Origin of the sequence: Caulobacter sp. LjRoot300 (genome assembly GCF_964253875.1) — a bacterium.
GTDB lineage: Bacteria > Pseudomonadota > Alphaproteobacteria > Caulobacterales > Caulobacteraceae > Caulobacter.
The window spans coordinates 100,265-115,655 of the sequence record NZ_CAXUSA020000007.1; the positions used below are offsets into that span (position 1 = coordinate 100,265).

12 protein-coding genes are annotated in these 15,391 nt (G+C 69.0%); 11 read left to right on the top strand and 1 reads right to left on the bottom strand.

Annotation, left to right across the window (positions count from 1 at the left end; all coding sequences use genetic code 11):
* Positions 1–116: 116 nt before the first annotated feature.
* On the bottom strand, positions 117–2,000 hold the full coding sequence (locus ACSQ2G_RS21110) for an ATP-binding protein (RefSeq protein WP_436034231.1): 1,884 nt from the start codon (positions 1,998–2,000) through the stop codon (positions 117–119).
* A gap of 169 nt (positions 2,001–2,169) precedes the next feature.
* On the opposite strand from ACSQ2G_RS21110, the gene ACSQ2G_RS21115 reads away from it, so the two are divergent.
* The 11 genes from ACSQ2G_RS21115 to rplA all read left to right on the top strand — a co-directional run bounded on the left by ACSQ2G_RS21115 (position 2,170) and on the right by rplA (position 15,349).
* Complete coding sequence (locus ACSQ2G_RS21115; RefSeq protein ID WP_436034233.1) at positions 2,170–2,499, top strand: hypothetical protein; 330 nt, start codon at positions 2,170–2,172, stop codon at positions 2,497–2,499.
* A 58-nt stretch (positions 2,500–2,557) separates the two neighbouring features.
* On the top strand, positions 2,558–2,986 hold the full coding sequence (locus tag ACSQ2G_RS21120) for a hypothetical protein (protein ID WP_436034235.1): 429 nt from the start codon (positions 2,558–2,560) through the stop codon (positions 2,984–2,986).
* Between the two features lie 149 nt (positions 2,987–3,135).
* Entirely contained in the window at positions 3,136–4,311 is a 1,176-nt protein-coding gene (locus ACSQ2G_RS21125) for a phosphoserine transaminase (RefSeq protein ID WP_436034237.1), read from the top strand.
* A gap of 148 nt (positions 4,312–4,459) precedes the next feature.
* Positions 4,460–6,040 carry a phosphoglycerate dehydrogenase gene (gene serA, locus ACSQ2G_RS21130; protein ID WP_436034242.1) on the top strand — a complete coding sequence of 527 codons (1,581 nt, stop codon included), beginning with the start codon at positions 4,460–4,462 and terminating at the stop codon, positions 6,038–6,040.
* A 279-nt stretch (positions 6,041–6,319) separates the two neighbouring features.
* Complete coding sequence (locus ACSQ2G_RS21135; RefSeq protein ID WP_436034244.1) at positions 6,320–6,685, top strand: VanZ family protein; 366 nt, start codon at positions 6,320–6,322, stop codon at positions 6,683–6,685.
* A 111-nt stretch (positions 6,686–6,796) separates the two neighbouring features.
* Positions 6,797–7,582 carry an ImuA family protein gene (locus ACSQ2G_RS21140; protein WP_436034246.1) on the top strand — a complete coding sequence of 262 codons (786 nt, stop codon included), beginning with the start codon at positions 6,797–6,799 and terminating at the stop codon, positions 7,580–7,582.
* On the top strand, positions 7,491–9,068 hold the full coding sequence (locus ACSQ2G_RS21145) for a DNA polymerase Y family protein (RefSeq protein WP_436034248.1): 1,578 nt from the start codon (positions 7,491–7,493) through the stop codon (positions 9,066–9,068). The genes ACSQ2G_RS21140 and ACSQ2G_RS21145 overlap by 92 nt, the downstream gene beginning before the upstream one ends.
* A gap of 120 nt (positions 9,069–9,188) precedes the next feature.
* Entirely contained in the window at positions 9,189–12,587 is a 3,399-nt protein-coding gene (locus ACSQ2G_RS21150) for an error-prone DNA polymerase (RefSeq protein ID WP_436034250.1), read from the top strand.
* A gap of 461 nt (positions 12,588–13,048) precedes the next feature.
* Positions 13,049–13,960: a hydroxypyruvate isomerase family protein gene (locus ACSQ2G_RS21155; protein ID WP_436034251.1), complete on the top strand. Its 912-nt coding sequence runs from the start codon at positions 13,049–13,051 to the stop codon at positions 13,958–13,960.
* Between the two features lie 263 nt (positions 13,961–14,223).
* Positions 14,224–14,655 (top strand): 50S ribosomal protein L11, encoded by a 432-nt coding sequence (gene rplK, locus ACSQ2G_RS21160; RefSeq protein WP_007661528.1) that lies wholly within the window; start codon positions 14,224–14,226, stop codon positions 14,653–14,655.
* Between the two features lie 4 nt (positions 14,656–14,659).
* Positions 14,660–15,349: a 50S ribosomal protein L1 gene (gene rplA / locus ACSQ2G_RS21165; protein ID WP_028038093.1), complete on the top strand. Its 690-nt coding sequence runs from the start codon at positions 14,660–14,662 to the stop codon at positions 15,347–15,349.
* Positions 15,350–15,391: the final 42 nt, after the last annotated feature.

The window sequence follows — 15,391 nt, forward strand, 5'->3', positions numbered from 1 at the left end:
ATGCCGGGATCCAGATGGAATGATGGTGTGGGTGACGCCAAAAGCGCGGCGCTCTTCCAGTCCGCCGCGCAGCTATGGGATCTGGGTCCCGGCATTCGCCGGGATGAGCGGCTTTTTCAGGCCGCGGCGACCTTCGCGCCCTCGCGGCGGGCGGCGGCGACGGCGGTCTCGATGGCGTCGTAGAGCTTGGTCACCTCGATCGGCTTGGCGACGTGGCCGTCCATGCCGGCGGCCATATAGCCCTCGACCTGGTGGACCAGGGCGTTGGCGGTCACCGCCACGATGGGGATGCGCTTGCGGCCCTCGCCGACCTCGAGCGCCCGGATGGTGCGGGCGGCCTCGACGCCGTCCATTACCGGCATGTGGATGTCCATCAGCACGATGTCGAAGCCGCCGCGCTTCCAGGCCTCGACGCAGGCGACGCCGTCGGCCACCAGCTCGACCTCGGCGCCCAGCGGGGCCAGGACGGCGGCGATGACCTTCTGGTTGGTGGGGTTGTCGTCGGCGGCCAGCACCCGCAGGCGGCGCTCGGACTCGATCGGCGGCGGGGCGGCTTCCTCCGGCGCGGGGGCGGTCGCCTCGCCGCGCGGCATGGCCACCACGACGGTGAAGGTCGAGCCCTGGCCCTCGCGGCTCTGCACGTGGACGCCGCCGCCCATCAGGGTGGCCAGCTCGCTGCAGATCGACAGGCCCAGGCCCGAGCCGCCGAACCGGCGGGTGGTCGAGCTGTCGGCCTGGACGAACTTGTCGAACAGGCGCGGCAGGGTCTCCGCATCGATGCCGATGCCGGTGTCGACCACGTCGATGCGCAGGCCGCCGCCGTCGTCGGCCGAGGCGAAGCGCACCGAGACGCTGCCCTCCAGCGTGAACTTCAGGGCGTTGGACACCAGGTTGCCGAGGATCTGGCGCAGGCGGTCGACGTCGCCGCGCCACGAACCCAGGGCTTCGGGCGCGACGAACACCCCGAACTCCAGGTTCTTGGCCCGGGCCTGGGTGGCGTAGGTTTCGCGGACCGACAGGGCCAGGCTGGCCAGGTCGAAGTCGCGCTCGACCAGGTCCAGGCGGCCGGCCTCGATCTTCGACAGGTCCAGCACGTCGTTGAGCACCGACAGCAGCAGGGCCCCCGATTCGCGAATCACCGACAGGCGCTCGCGCTGGGCGGCCGACAGCTCGCCCATGGCCATCACCTCGGTCATGGCCAGCACGCCGTTCAGCGGCGTGCGGATCTCGTGGCTCATATTGGCCAGGAAATGCGACTTCAGGACGTTGGCGGCGTTGGCGTCGTCGCGGGCCTTGACCAGTTCGGCCATGGCCCCGCGCAGTTCGTGGTCGTTGATCTCCAGCCGCGAGACCAGGTGGTTGAAGCTGGCGGTCAGGCTGTGGAAGACGTCGTCGTCGGCGGCCTGCTCCACCGGCTTGAAGCGGCCGTCGGCGGCGACCTCGCGCATGGCGTTGGACAGGCGCTCCATCGGCTTGGTCATGCGGCGGGCCAGGCCGTTGGCCAGCAGGATCGCCAGGCCGGCCGAGCCGAAGAACAGGGTGCCGGTCAGGGCCAGGTCGCGGGCCATGATGTCGGTCAGGCTGGGGCGGCGAGCCGACAGGGCTAGCGACCCCACCTGGCGCGAGCCCAGCTTGATCGGACGGACCAGGGTGTCGACCTCGGCGTCGTCGGCCGCGCCGATCTGGGCGACCACCTGGCCATGAATGTCGGTCAGGCGCACCGATACGACGTTGGGGGCCTTGGCTACGGCTTCAAGGGCCCGATAGGCTCCGACCGTGTTGTGGTCGGCCACCGGCGCGGCGGCCCCCGCGGCCACCATCTGGGCCAGGATCTCGTGATTCGTCCGGGTTTCCTGGCGCGCGACGCTCCACTGCTGGAGCATGAAGCACAGGCACGCCGCCAGCAGCGCGACCACCGTCGTGGTCAGCGCGACGCTGGCGATTCGCGCCTGCAACGGTGCATGCGGCGTGCCTTCAGGGCGGCGGCTATCGTCGATCATGACCCGTCCGGGTTGGTTTTTCGGCCCTATTTTCGCGCGATCTCCCTAACGGTTCACTTCCGTCCAGGCCCCCAATGCGCGACAAACTAACGCTAACGGTTGTTTTTCTTTCCGACGCGTTAACATCTGGTTTACCTTCGCGCTTAGGTTTTTCTTAAGGGAGATGGGTGTGGAAAAGACTTTCGTTGCTCAACGTGTCGCTAACAAGCTGTTCGCCACCGAGGCCGCTGTCGACGCCGCGATGGTGGAGGCGATGGAAATGATGGCCGAACTGATCCAGGCCCGTAAGGACCTGGGCCTGTCGCCCACGGTCGCCAACGGGGCCACCGCCAAGCTGGGTGACGCCGTCGCCGCCCTCACCGCCGCCCGCACCGCGGTGGTCGAAGCCCACGCCCAACTGGATGAAGTTCGCCTGCGCATCGGCATCCGGACCAAGCTGATCGGCGTGATCGGCAAGGAAGGCTCGCTGGTCCAGCACGGTCTGCGCGCCGCCAGCTAAGTCACATTGCAAATAGTTTAATACCTTGGGCCTCTAATTTCGGTTAGAGGCCCAAGATATGCATCTCGATTTCCTGATCCTTTTCGGTTGGATGTTGATTCTAGGCGTCGGCCTCTTGGCTTGGCGCATAGGCGGCGGAGTCGAGCGGCAGGTCGCGATGCTGGTGGTCGTCATGTCGCTGGCCATCACCCTGATCGGGCTGATCCCGGACAAGGCCATCCAAAAGCCGAGCTATTTCCTGGTCGATGGCCTGTTCGGAGCTGGGCTGATGGTCATGGCGCTGCGCTACACGACCGCCTGGTTGGGCCTCGCGGTTCTCCTGCAGGCCGCGCAATTCAGTCTTCACGCCTATTATCTGGTGGCGGGTAAGCTGTACGACAGTTTCTACGCCATGGTGAACAACCTCGTCAGCCTGGGCGTGCTCCTGTGCCTGGGCGGCGGCTGCCTGCTGGCTTGGCGAAAACGCCGCCACGCCGCCAGGGAATAGGCCGCGCAAGATAATTGCCCGCCGCGGCCGATTCGCTCGCCACGCCGCAAAATCTCTCCTTGCCTTCGCCGTCGAAAAAGAGTTTGTCGCCGGCGGGCCACGCCCCCCCAACGGGGCGCTGTCCATCTGTAAGGATGGGAGACATCGCTATGACCACCCCCCTCGCCAAGCCGGCGATCCGCCCGGCTCGTCCCGAGTTCTCTTCCGGCCCCTGCGCCAAACGGCCCGGCTGGACCCCCGAAAATCTCAGAAACGCCGTGCTGGGCCGGTCGCACCGCTCCAAGCTGGGCAAGGGCCGCCTGAAGGCCGCCATCGACCAGACGCGGCAAGTGCTGGAAGTCCCCGCCGACTTCCTGATCGGCATCGTCGCCGGTTCGGACACCGGCGCCGTCGAGATGGCCATGTGGTCGATGCTGGGCGCCCGCCCCGTGCAGGTCATGGCCTTCGAATCCTTCGGCAAGGACTGGGTCACCGACGTGACCAAGCAGCTGAAGCTGCCGAACGTCGAGGTGCTCGACGCGCCCTACGGCCAGCTGCCCGACACCGCCAAGGTCGATCCGGCCAAGGACCTGGTCTTCACCTGGAACGGCACCACCTCGGGCGTCCGCGTCCCGAACGCCGACTTCATCAGCGCCGACCGCGAAGGCGTCGTGATCTGCGACGCCACCAGCGCCGCCTTCGCCCAGGACCTGGACTGGACCAAGCTGGATGTCGTGACCTTCTCCTGGCAGAAGGCGCTGGGCGGCGAGGGCGCGCATGGGATCCTGATCCTGTCGCCGCGCGCCGTGGCCCGCCTGGAAAGCTACTCCCCGGCCTGGCCGATGCCGAAGCTGTTCCGGATGACGAAAGCCGGCAAGATCGCCGCCGACATCTTCGAGGGCGCGACGATCAACACGCCGTCGATGCTGTGTGTCGAGGACGCGCTGGACGCCCTGAAGTGGGCCGCCTCGATCGGCGGCCTGGAAGCCATGCAGGCCCGCGCCGACCAGAACCTGGCCGTGCTGGCGGACTGGGTCGCCCGCACCCCGTGGGTCGAGTTCCTGGCGGCGACGCCGGAGATCCGGTCCAACACCTCGGTGTGCCTGAAGGTCGTCGATCCCGCGATCGCCGCCCTGCCGGACGACGCCCAGGCCGACTTCGCCAAGAAGCTGGCCGGCCTGCTCGAGAAGGAGGGCGCGGCCCTCGACATCGGCGGCTATCGCGACGCCCCGGCCGGCCTGCGCATCTGGTGCGGCGCCACCGTCGAGGCCTCGGACCTCGAGGCCCTGACGCCCTGGCTCGACTGGGCCTTCGCCACCGTCTCGGCCGAACTGGCCGCCGCTTAACAGCCTAGCTTTACTCCCCCCTCCGTCGGCTTCGCCGACACCTCCCCCACAGGGGGAGGGTCTTAAACGAGGTCCTCCCCCTGTGGGGGAGGCGGCGCGAAGCGCCGGTGGGGGGAGTTTTCAAACTTCTCCGCAAGGAATCCCCCACATGACCGCTCCCCGCGTCCTCATCGCCGACAAGCTTTCCCCCGCCGCCGTCGACATCTTCAAGAACCGCGGCGTCGACTTCGACATCAAGGTCGGCCTGTCGAAAGACGAACTGATCGCCGTGATCGGCGACTATGACGGCATCGCCATCCGCTCGGGCGCCAAGCTCGACAAGGACGTGATCGCCGCCGCCAACCGGCTGAAGGTCATCGCCCGGGCCGGCATCGGCGTCGACAATGTCGACATCCCCGCCGCCACCGCCAAGGGCGTGGTGGTGATGAACACCCCGTTCGGCAACTCGATCACCACGGCCGAGCACGCCATCGCCATGATGTTCGCCCTGGCTCGCCAGCTGCCGGCCGCCGACGCCTCGACCCAGGCCGGCAAGTGGGAGAAGAACCGCTTCATGGGCGTGGAGCTCTACGCCAAGACCCTGGGTCTGATCGGGGCCGGCAACATCGGCGGCATCGTCGCCGACCGGGCCCTGGGCCTGAAGATGAAGGTCGTGGCCTACGACCCCTTCCTCAGCCCCGAGCGCGCCGTCGAGATGGGCGTGGAGAAGGTCGAGCTGGAAGACCTGCTGGCCCGCGCCGACGTCATCACCCTGCACACGCCGCTGACCGACAAGACCCGCAACATCCTGTCGGCCGAGAACCTGGCCAAGACCAAGAAGGGCGTGCTGATCGTCAACTGCGCCCGCGGCGGCCTGGTCGACGAGGTGGCCCTGCGCAAGCTGCTGGACGACGGCCATGTGGGCGGCGCGGCCTTCGACGTGTTCGTCACCGAGCCGGCCAAGGAAAACCCGCTGTTCGGTTCGGACAAGGTCGTGGCCACCCCGCACCTGGGCGCCAGCACCAGCGAGGCCCAGGAGAACGTCGCCCTGCAGGTGGCCGAACAGGTCAGCGACTACCTGCTGACCGGCGCGGTCACCAACGCCCTGAACAGCCCGTCGATCACCGCGGAAGAAGCCCCCAAGCTGAAGCCGTTCGTGGCCCTGGCCGAGAAGATCGGCGCCCTGGCCGGCCAGATGGTCGATTTCGGCATCCTGGCCATCGACATCGCCTTCGAGGGCGAGGTCGCCAACCTGAACGTCAAGCCGATGACCTCGGCCGCCCTGTCGGGCATCCTCAAGCCGATGCTGGCCGAGATCAACATGGTCTCCGCGCCCGCCGTGGCCAAGGAGCGCGGCATCACCGTCTCCGAGAGCCGCCAGGAGGTCAGCCCCACCTATGACAGCCTGATGCGCATCACCATCACCACCGAGAAGGGCAAGCGCGCCTTCGCCGGCACGGTGATCGCCGGCGCCCCGCGCGTCGTCGAGGTCAAGGGCATGGAGCTGGACGCGGGCTTCTCGCCGGCCATGCTGTACATCAACAACCTGGACAAGCCGGGCTTCATCGGCGCGCTGGGCATGCTGCTGGGCGAGGCGGGCGTCAACATCGCCACCTTCAACCTGGGCCGCGTCTCGGCCGACGAGGACGCCATCGCCCTGGTCGGCGTCGACCAGGCCCCGGACGAGGCCCTGCTGGCCAAGATCCAGGCCCTGCCGCACGTCAAGGAAGCCCGCGCTCTGACGTTCTAGAGCCCTGACCCTTCTCCCCTTGCGGGAGAAGGTGGCCTGCGTAGCAGGCCGGATGGGTTTCTCAGACGTTCGAAGCCGCGTCCGGTCGAAAGGCTGGGCGCGGCTTTCGCGTTCATCGACCCCTTCCGTCGGCTTCGCCGACACCTTCTCCCGCAAGGGGAGAAGGAAGAGCGTGCAGATCCCATGCAGTCGGCAAGGCGATGCGGCCAAGACGTCATCCGGCCATTTTCAAGCCTCACCGGACCGGCTAGGTGCGGACGGTCCCAGTCAGGAGCTTCGATGTCCCTCCGCGCCCGCAAGATCAATCGCCTGGTCTTCATCGTCTTCCTGACCGCCGCCGCCTACGCCCTGGCCAAGGCCCTGCTGCCCGACAACGACAGCATGGGCCTGATCCCCTGGGACAAGGCCAAGCACTTCCTGGTCTTTTACGTGCTCAGCATCCTGGCCAGCCTGGCCCTGCCGCAGAGCCGGCTGCACCGCATCGGCCTGGTGATCCTGGCGTTCGGCGGGGCGATCGAGATCCTGCAGGCCTTCGTCGGCCGCGACGCCTCGTGGTTCGACCTGTTCGCCGACGCCTGCGGCATCAGCGCCGCGTTCGGACCGATGCTGGTCAGCCAGTGGTGGCGGGCCAAGGCGCGGTTCTAGGCCTGCGCGCCCGGCGCGTCATTCCAGCGCATCCCTGAATCGCGACCCAGCTCCGCTTGACTCTCCATGTCTGGAGGATCAGAACAAAAGTGGAACATTGGAGATGCAGGGATGCCCGGGGCGAAGCCCGCCCTTTCGGTTTTGAGAGCCCAGATCGCCGCCCTGGAGGCGGGGACTCGGACTCCGCCCCCCGTCCTGCCGTTCGGCGATCCGCGCATCGACGGCTGTTTCCCGGCCGGCGGCCTGCCGCGCGGCGGCTGGCACGAGGTCGGTGGCCGCGGACTGGAGGAAGAGACCGGCGCCGCCCCCGCCGCCTTCGCGGCCCTGATGCTGCGGCCGCTGGCGGCCCGGGGCGCGGTGGTCTGGGTGATGCGGCGCGCCGACCTGCACGCGCCCGGCCTGGCCGGCCTGGGCTTTCCGGTCGGCCGGCTGATCCAGGTCCGGGCCCGCGACGAGGCCGAGGTGTTGGCGGTGCTGGAGGACGCCCTGGCCACGGTCGGGGTCGCCGCCGCGATAGGCGAGGCCGAAAGCCCCGACCTCAAGGCTGGCCGCCGCCTGCAGCTGGCCTGCGAGCGGCGCGGCGCCACCGGGGTGCTGCTGCGACGACGGCCCTATGGCGGCCCGGCCGGCAAGGTTCGCGAGGTCTCCGGCGCGGCCGCCCAGACCCGCTGGCGGATCGCCGCCGCGCCCAGCCAGCCGCCGCCGGGCGACCCGGGACTGGGCCCGCCGCGCTGGCGGGTCGAACTCGAACGCTGCCGGGGCGGCCGTCCCGGCGCCTGGATCCTCGAACAAGCGGAGGCCGCCGATGGCCCGCATCCTTTCCGTCTGGTGTCGAAGTTGGCCGATCACGACGTGGCGGCGAACGAACCCCCTCCAGAGCGTATCCGCGCCGCCTAGTCCCTCCCCCATAGGGGGAGGGCCTGTTTTGCCTCCTCCCCCTGTCGCCCTGGTCGCCACCGAGGGCGGCACGCGCCGCCTGGCCGCCGTCGACGACGCGGCCGCGGCCCTGGGCCTGCATGTCGGCCAGAAGGCCGCCGACGCCGCGGCCCTGGTCCCCGACCTGCTGACCGCCGACCACGACCCCGACGGCGACCGCGCGGCGCTGGAGATCCTCTGCGATTGGTGCGTGCGCTTCTCGCCGGCCGTGGCCATCGACGGGCTGGACGGCCTGTTCCTCGACGTCGAGGGGGTGTCGCACCTGTGGGGCGGCGAGGCTTTGATGTTGGAGGACCTGCTGGCCCGGCTGGAGCGCTGGGGCGCGCCGGCCCGGGGGGCGATCGCCGACACCCCCGGCGCGGCCTGGGCCCTGGCCCGCTACGCTCCCGACCGCACGATCGCCCCGCCCGGCGGCCAGGGCCCGCTGCTGGCGCCGCTGCCGGTGGCGGCCCTGCGGCTGGACGAGGCGGCCCAGGCCCAACTGCCGCGCCTGGGCCTGTTCCAGGTCGGCCAGCTGCTGGCCCTGCCGCGCGCCCAGCTGGCCCGGCGGTTCGGACTGTCCACGGTGATGCGCATCGACCAGGCCCTGGGCGCGGGCCGCGAGGCCCTGGCCTTCCGCCGCCCCGCCACCCCGTGGTTCGACCGCCTGGCCTTCTTCGAGCCGATCAGCGCCCTGTCCGACCTGGAGCGGGTGACCGGCGACATCTGCGCCCTGCTGTGCGCCCGGCTGGAGGCCGAGGGGCAGGGCGCGCGGCGGTTCGAGCTGGTGTTCCACCGCCTGGACGGCAAGGACCAGCCGGTGCGGGCCGGCCTGTCCCGTCCCGGCCGCGACGCCGCCCGCATCGCCAAGCTGCTGAAGCCGAAGCTGGACGTGGTCGATCCGGGCTTCGGGATCGAGGTCGTCACCCTGTGGGCCGCCGAGGTCGAGCCGCTGTCGACCGCGCAACGGAACCTGAGCGCCGACGCCGACGGCGGCGCCGGCCTGGAGGAGGGCCTGGCGCCGCTGGTCGACCGGCTGGTCAACCGCCTGGGCGAGGACCGGGTGTGGCGGGCCGATCCGCATCCGAGCCATGTGCCGGAACGTGCGGTGGTCCGCCGCGCGCCGCTGGACCCCCGGCCGGAAGACGCCTGGAACCCGGATCGTCCCCGGCCGACGCGCCTGCTGCGCCGTCCCGAGGCGATCGAGGTGCTGGCCAAGCTGCCGGACGACCCGCCGGTCCGCTTCACCTGGCGCGGCCAGTCGCGCCGCGTGCGCCTGGCCGAGGGGCCCGAACGGATCGGCCAGGAATGGTGGCGCAAGGCCTTCGACGAGGTCGGGCCGGGCAAGGTGCGCGACTATTACCGGGTGGAGGACGAGGCGGGCGAACGGTTCTGGATCTTCCGGGCCGGCCTGTACGGCGACGGGGAGAAGACCCCGAAGTGGTGGTTGCATGGCCTGTTCGGGTAAGACCCTCCCCCTCTGGGGGAGGCGATCGCGTAGCGATCGGTGGGGGGATACGGCCGAGGTGGGACCACTCCCCCCTCCGGCCCATTCGGGCCGCCTCCCCCACGGGGGGAGGATCTAACCATGACCGCCCACCGCTACGCCGAACTCCAGGCCACCACCAACTTCTCGTTCCTGCGCGGTGCCTCCCACGCCCAGGAGCTGATGCTGACCGGCCAGGCCCTGGGGCTGAGCGCCGTGGGGGTGGTCGACCGCAACAGCCTGGCCGGGGTGGTGCGGGCCTGGACGGCGGCCAAGGACCTGCAAATCCGCGCCCTGACCGGCTGCCGGCTGGACTTCATGGACGGCACGCCCAGCCTGCTCTGCTATCCCTCCGACCGCGAGGCCTTCGCCCGCCTGACCCGCCTGCTGACCGTGGGCCAGCGCCGGGCCGAGAAGGGCGAATGCCACCTGTCCTGGAAGGACTTCCTGGAGCACGCCGACAGCCAGCTGGCCCTGGTCGTGCCGCCGGCGAGACTGGACGAGACCTTCCAGGTCGACCTCGACCGCATGACCGGCGAACTGCGCGGCCGGGTCTGGCTGGCCGCCAGCCGGGCCTACGCCGCCCAGGACCTCAAGCGCCTGTCGCGGCTGGCCGAACTGGCCCGCGACGCCGGCGCGCCGATGGTCGCCACCAACGACGTGCTCTATCACGGCCCCGAGCGGCGGCCGCTGCAGGACGTGATGACCTGCATCCGCGAGGGCTGCACGATCACCGAGGCGGGCTTCCACCTGGAGGCCAACGCCGAGCGCCACCTGAAGACCCCGGCCGAGATGGCCCGGCTGTTCGAGCGCTGGCCCCAGGCGGTGGAGCGCACGCTCGAGATCGTCGAGCGCATCGGCTTCGACCTTTCGCACCTGAAGGAGCAGTACCCCGACGAACCCGTGCCGCCCGGCAAGACGGCCATGCAGCACCTGACCGACCTGACCTGGGCGGGCGCGGCCTGGCGCTATCCGAACGGGGTTTCCGACAAGGTCGCCGACCAGCTGCGCGAGGAGCTGCGGCTGATCGCCAAGATGGACTATCCCAACTATTTCATCACCGTGCACGACATCGTCCGCAAGGCGCGGGAGATGGGCGTCCTGTGCCAGGGGCGCGGTTCGGCGGCCAATTCCTCGGTCTGCTTCTGCCTGGGCGTGACCTCGATCGACCCCACCGAGCACCGCCTGCTGTTCACCCGCTTCATCTCCGAGAACCGCGGCGAGCCGCCGGACATCGACGTCGACTTCGAGCACGAGCGGCGCGAGGAGGTGATGCAATATGTCTACGAGCGCTATGGCCGCGACTACGCCGCCATCTGCGGCACGGTGATCCACTACCGACCGCGCAGCGCCATCCGTGACGTCGGCAAGGCCCTGGGCCTGACCGAGGACATCACCGCCGTCCTGGCCAACACCGTCTGGGGCAGCTGGGGCGACGGCCTGCCCGACGAGCATATCCGCCAGACGGGCCTGGATCCGAAGAACCCGCAGATCGCCCGCGCCATCGCCCTGGCCACGCAGCTGCTGCAGCACCCGCGCCACCTGTCGCAGCACGTCGGCGGCTTCGTCCTGACCAAGCGGCGGCTGGACGAGACCGTGCCGATCGGCAACGCGGCGATGAAGGACCGCACCTTCATCGAATGGGACAAGGACGACATCGACAGCCTGGGCCTGATGAAGGTCGACGTGCTGGCCCTGGGCATGCTGACCGCCATCCAGCGGGCGTTCGGCATGCTGCGCGCCGACCACGGCCAGCCGATCACCGACCTGGCCGACGTGCCGGTCGAGGTGAAGGGCGTCTACGACATGCTGTCCAAGGCCGACAGCGTCGGGGTGTTCCAGGTCGAGAGCCGGGCCCAGATGTCGATGCTGCCGAGGCTGAGGCCCAAGGAATTCTACGACCTGGTCATCGAGGTGGCGATCGTGCGGCCGGGCCCGATCCAGGGCGACATGGTCCATCCGTACCTGCGGCGGCGCAACGGCCAGGAGCCGGTCGAGTGGCCGGCGCCGTCGCCCGAGCATGGCCCGCCCGACGAGCTGTTCGGCATCCTGGGCAAGACCTTCGGCGTGCCGCTGTTCCAGGAACAGGCCATGAGCCTGGCCATCGAGGCCGCCAAGTTCACGCCCGACGAGGCCGACGGCCTGCGCAAGGCCATGGCCACCTTCAAGCACGACGGCGACCCGGGCCAGTACCGCGACAAGTTCGTCGAGGGCATGGTGTCGCGCGGCTACCAGCGCGACTTCGCCACGCGGTGCTTCAAGCAGATCGAGGGCTTCGGCTCGTACGGCTTCCCGGAAAGCCACGCGGCCAGCTTCGCCAAGCTGGTCTATGTCTCGGCCTGGATCAAATGGGCCTGGCCGGACGTGTTCTGCGCGGCCCTGATCAATTCCCAGCCGATGGGCTTCTACCAGCCGGCCCAGCTGGTCCGCGACGCCCGCGAGCACGGCGTCGAGGTGCGGCCCCCGGACGTGCTGATGAGCGACTGGGACTGCACGCTGGAGGATCGCGCCTTCTCCTCACCCGCAACGCGGGGGAGGTGGCGCGATGCGGATACGCATCGTGACGGAGGGGGCGTCCGGTCGCCGCACGACGCCCCCTCCGTCACGTCGCCCGAGGGGGCGACGCGCCACCTCCCCCGTTTCACGGGGGAGGAGAGGCCGATCGCCGCCGACAAGCTCTCCAACGAGGACACCCGTCCGCATTGGAAGGCCGTCCGCCTGGGCCTGCGCCAGATCAAGGGGCTGAAGAAGAAGAAAAAGCCGGAGGACGCCGATCTCGACGCCGACCTGGTCATGGCCGCCCGCGCCGCCGGCGCCCGGACGCCCGCCGACTTCGCCCGGGCCGGGGTTTCTCAACGCGCCCTGGAGCTGCTGGCCGAGGCCGACGCCTTCGCCGGGGCGGGCCTGTCCCGCCGCGACGCCCTGTGGGCGGTCAAGGGGCTGAAGGGCGAGGTCAAGGTCGACAGCCAGGCGCCGCTGCTGGCCGGCCTGCCGCTGTTCGAGGACGCCGTCGCCCTGCCGGCCATGGCCCTGCCCCAGCAGGTGGCCGAGGACTACCGCACCACCAGCCTGTCGCTGAAGGCCCACCCGCTGCGGTTCTTCCGGCCCCAGCTGGAGCGGCTGAACGTCACGCCGGCCGAGCGGCTGAAGGGCGTCCGCGACGGCCGCAGGGTCAGCGTCGGCGGGCTGGTGCTGATCCGCCAGCGGCCGGGCACCGCCAAGGGCGTGGTGTTCCTGACCCTGGAGGACGAGACCGGCGTGGCCAACGCGGTGGTCTGGAAGGACTGTTTCGACGCCCACCGCCGCACGGTGATGAGCGCCTCGTTCCTGATCGTCCACGGCAAGGTCCAGGCCGCCGACGGCGTCATCCACGTGGTGGCCGAAAGCTTCACCGACCTGTCGGCCGAGCTGGCGCGGATGAAGCAGGACCCCGAGGCTCCGGCCCCAACCGTGCGGATGCGGACGTCCGGACGCCTGCAGCGCAGCCGGGACTTTCATTGAGCGGCTGTGTCGCGCAGGACGGATTTGGCCCCCGTCGCGGACGTTGGCGGGCGCCTAAGCTCTCGGGGACGCCAAAGCGTCCAGGTCTTCAAGGCCGATCTCGTGAAGCTGAATGCCGTGTCCTTCCGCGACATCGGAAATAAGGGACAGTGCGTTCCACAGGGCCGAATTAAACCCCAGCCTGTAGGCATCGCCTTTAGGCGCTCCAACGAGCCATCGACCCTTAAGGTCTTCAGAAATCTCCCTTAGCGCCTCCCGGTACTTGTCGCTGGACAAATGCGTCTCCCAGATTTCGCTCGCAGATTCCCAGGAATAATAAGGCTTCCATCGAGTCCGATAACCATCCATGTCGCTCCCGCTGGCGATTTGAAGCGCCGAGCCTCTGGGCGTCTATTGTTGATCAGCGGGTGGCGTGTGATGGCTTTTGCCGGCGCGATCGTCGCCTAGCCGGGGAGCCAGAAATGATCATTCGTCGTCGGACCGTGCTTGCGGCGGGCGCCGCCGCCTCCCTGGCGCCGGGACTGGCTGGCGCCCAGGGCGGCGGGCCGAACGCGGCGCGCTTTTCGCTCGCCTTCGCACCCCATGAGGGCAGCTTCGCCAGCCGCGGCGGACTGATCGAGCAGATCGCCTTTGCGGCGGACCAGGGGTTCACTGCCTGGGAGGACAACCAGGCGCGGGACCGTCCTGTCGAAGAACAGGAGCGAATGGCGCGGGCGCTCGAGCAACGCGGCATGACGATGGGGGTCTTCGTCGCCAGCATGCCCAAGTGGGCTCAGTTCCGGCCCGTGCTCGGCGGCCCCGATGACGCGGAGCGGGACGCGTTCCTGGCCGACATCCGTGCGTCCGTCGACGTGGCCAAGCGGCTGAACGCCAAGTGCATGACGGTGGTCACCGGGTTCCTGGATCCGAAGACGCCGCTGGATATCCAAACGGCGCGCATCATCGATGTGATGCGCCGAGCGAACGACATCGTGGCTCCACAGGGCCTGATCATGGTGATGGAGCCGCTGAACACCCGCACCGATCATCCCAACGTCTACATGCAGACCATCCCGCAGGGTTTCGCGATCGCACGCGCCTTGAACAGCCCGGCCGTGAAGGTCCTCGCCGACCTCTACCATGCGCAAATTCAGTTCGGGAATCTGATCCCGACGCTGGAGGCCTGCTGGAGCGAGGTCGCTTATGTGCAGTTCGGCGACAATCCAGGCCGCAAGGAGCCGACCACCGGCGAAATCAACTACACCTCGATCGTCCGGTGGCTGAAGTCCCGGCGTTATGGGGGCGTGATCGGCATGGAGCATGGCAATTCCCTGGCCGGACGTCCCGGCGAGGAGCGCCTAGTCGCCGCCTATCGCGAAATTGACCGAGGATGAGGAAGGTCGTGTTCCTGTAGCTGGCTCAAGGGCAGCTATTGGCCCCTTGCCGACATCTCGAACGTCGGCTCGGCGCCGCCTTTCACCCGCCCCGCCGCTGGACTCCCCGCCCCCCGACTGCTACATGCCGCGCCTTCGCCCCAGGACCCTGTCCCGGGGCGAGCTCGTCGTTATGGGCGAGATCAAATCCGTGGGAGGGCCGCCAGCCCGCACCACGGCCACACAGCGAAGGCCGCTAAACCCGGCTTTCTTGAGAGGATACAATGGCTAAGAAGATCCTGGGCTATATCAAGCTCCAGGTGAAGGCCGGCTCCGCCACGCCTTCACCGCCCATCGGCCCGGCTCTGGGTCAGCGCGGCGTCAACATCATGGGCTTCTGCAAGGAGTTCAACGCGCGCACCGAGAACGTCGAAAAGGGCACCCCCCTTCCGACCGTCATCACGGTCTATCAGGACAAGTCGTTCACCTTCGTCACCAAGACCCCTCCGGCGACGCACTATCTGAAGCAGATCACCGGCCTGAAGTCCGGCGCCAAGCTGACCGGTCGCGAGACCGTCGGCGAAGTGACCCGCACCCAGCTGCGCGAGATCGCCGAAAAGAAGATGAAGGACCTGAACGCCAACGATCTCGAGGCCGCGGCCAAGATCATCGAAGGCTCCGCCAAGGCCATGGGCCTGAAGATCGTGGAGGCCTAAGACCATGGCCAAGCAACCCAAGCGCATCCAGGCCTGGACCGGCGATCGTGAAGCCGCCCACGCCGTCGCCGACGCCATCGCTCTCGTGAAGGCCAACGCCAAGGCCAAGTTCGACGAATCCGTCGAGATCTCGGTCAACCTCGGCGTCGACCCGCGCCACGCCGACCAGCAGGTCCGCGGCGTCGTGAACCTGCCGTCGGGCACCGGCCGCGACGTCCGCGTCGCCGTCTTCGCCAAGGACGCCAAGGCGGCCGAGGCCACCGCGGCGGGCGCCGAGCACGTCGGCGCCGAAGACCTGTACGAAAAGATCGCCGGCGGCTTCATGGACTTCGATCGCGTCATCGCGACCCCGGACATGATGGCCCTGGTCGGTCGCCTCGGTAAGGTGCTGGGCCCGCGCGGCCTGATGCCGAACCCGAAGGTCGGCACCGTGACCCCGAACGTCGGCCAAGCCGTAAAGGACGCCAAGGGCGGCGCCGTCGAGTTCCGCGTCGAGAAGGCGGGCATCGTCCACGCCGGCATCGGCAAGATCTCGTTCTCGGACGAAGCCCTGCTGATCAACGTCAAGGCCCTGGTCGACGCGCTGAACAAGGCCAAGCCGTCGGGCGCCAAGGGCGTCTATGTGAAGCGTATCGGCCTGTCCTCGACGATGGGCCCGGGCTTCAAGGTCGACGTCGCGTCGATCACCGCCTAAAGCCTTCGACTGACCAAAGCGAGCGGGCGCTGGAGCGATCCA

What these genes read in the sequence shown, in the direction of transcription:
- ACSQ2G_RS21110 (WP_436034231.1), bottom strand. Translation starts at nt 2,000, where the DNA reads ATGATCGACGATAGCCGCCGCCCTGAAGGCACGCCGCATGCACCGTTG.
- ACSQ2G_RS21120 (WP_436034235.1), top strand. Translation starts at nt 2,558, where the DNA reads ATGCATCTCGATTTCCTGATCCTTTTCGGTTGGATGTTGATTCTAGGC.
- ACSQ2G_RS21125 (WP_436034237.1), top strand. Translation starts at nt 3,136, where the DNA reads ATGACCACCCCCCTCGCCAAGCCGGCGATCCGCCCGGCTCGTCCCGAG.
- serA (WP_436034242.1), top strand. Translation starts at nt 4,460, where the DNA reads ATGACCGCTCCCCGCGTCCTCATCGCCGACAAGCTTTCCCCCGCCGCC.
- ACSQ2G_RS21135 (WP_436034244.1), top strand. Translation starts at nt 6,320, where the DNA reads ATGTCCCTCCGCGCCCGCAAGATCAATCGCCTGGTCTTCATCGTCTTC.
- ACSQ2G_RS21140 (WP_436034246.1), top strand. Translation starts at nt 6,797, where the DNA reads ATGCCCGGGGCGAAGCCCGCCCTTTCGGTTTTGAGAGCCCAGATCGCC.
- ACSQ2G_RS21145 (WP_436034248.1), top strand. Translation starts at nt 7,491, where the DNA reads ATGGCCCGCATCCTTTCCGTCTGGTGTCGAAGTTGGCCGATCACGACG.
- ACSQ2G_RS21150 (WP_436034250.1), top strand. Translation starts at nt 9,189, where the DNA reads ATGACCGCCCACCGCTACGCCGAACTCCAGGCCACCACCAACTTCTCG.
- ACSQ2G_RS21155 (WP_436034251.1), top strand. Translation starts at nt 13,049, where the DNA reads ATGATCATTCGTCGTCGGACCGTGCTTGCGGCGGGCGCCGCCGCCTCC.
- rplK (WP_007661528.1), top strand. Translation starts at nt 14,224, where the DNA reads ATGGCTAAGAAGATCCTGGGCTATATCAAGCTCCAGGTGAAGGCCGGC.
- rplA (WP_028038093.1), top strand. Translation starts at nt 14,660, where the DNA reads ATGGCCAAGCAACCCAAGCGCATCCAGGCCTGGACCGGCGATCGTGAA.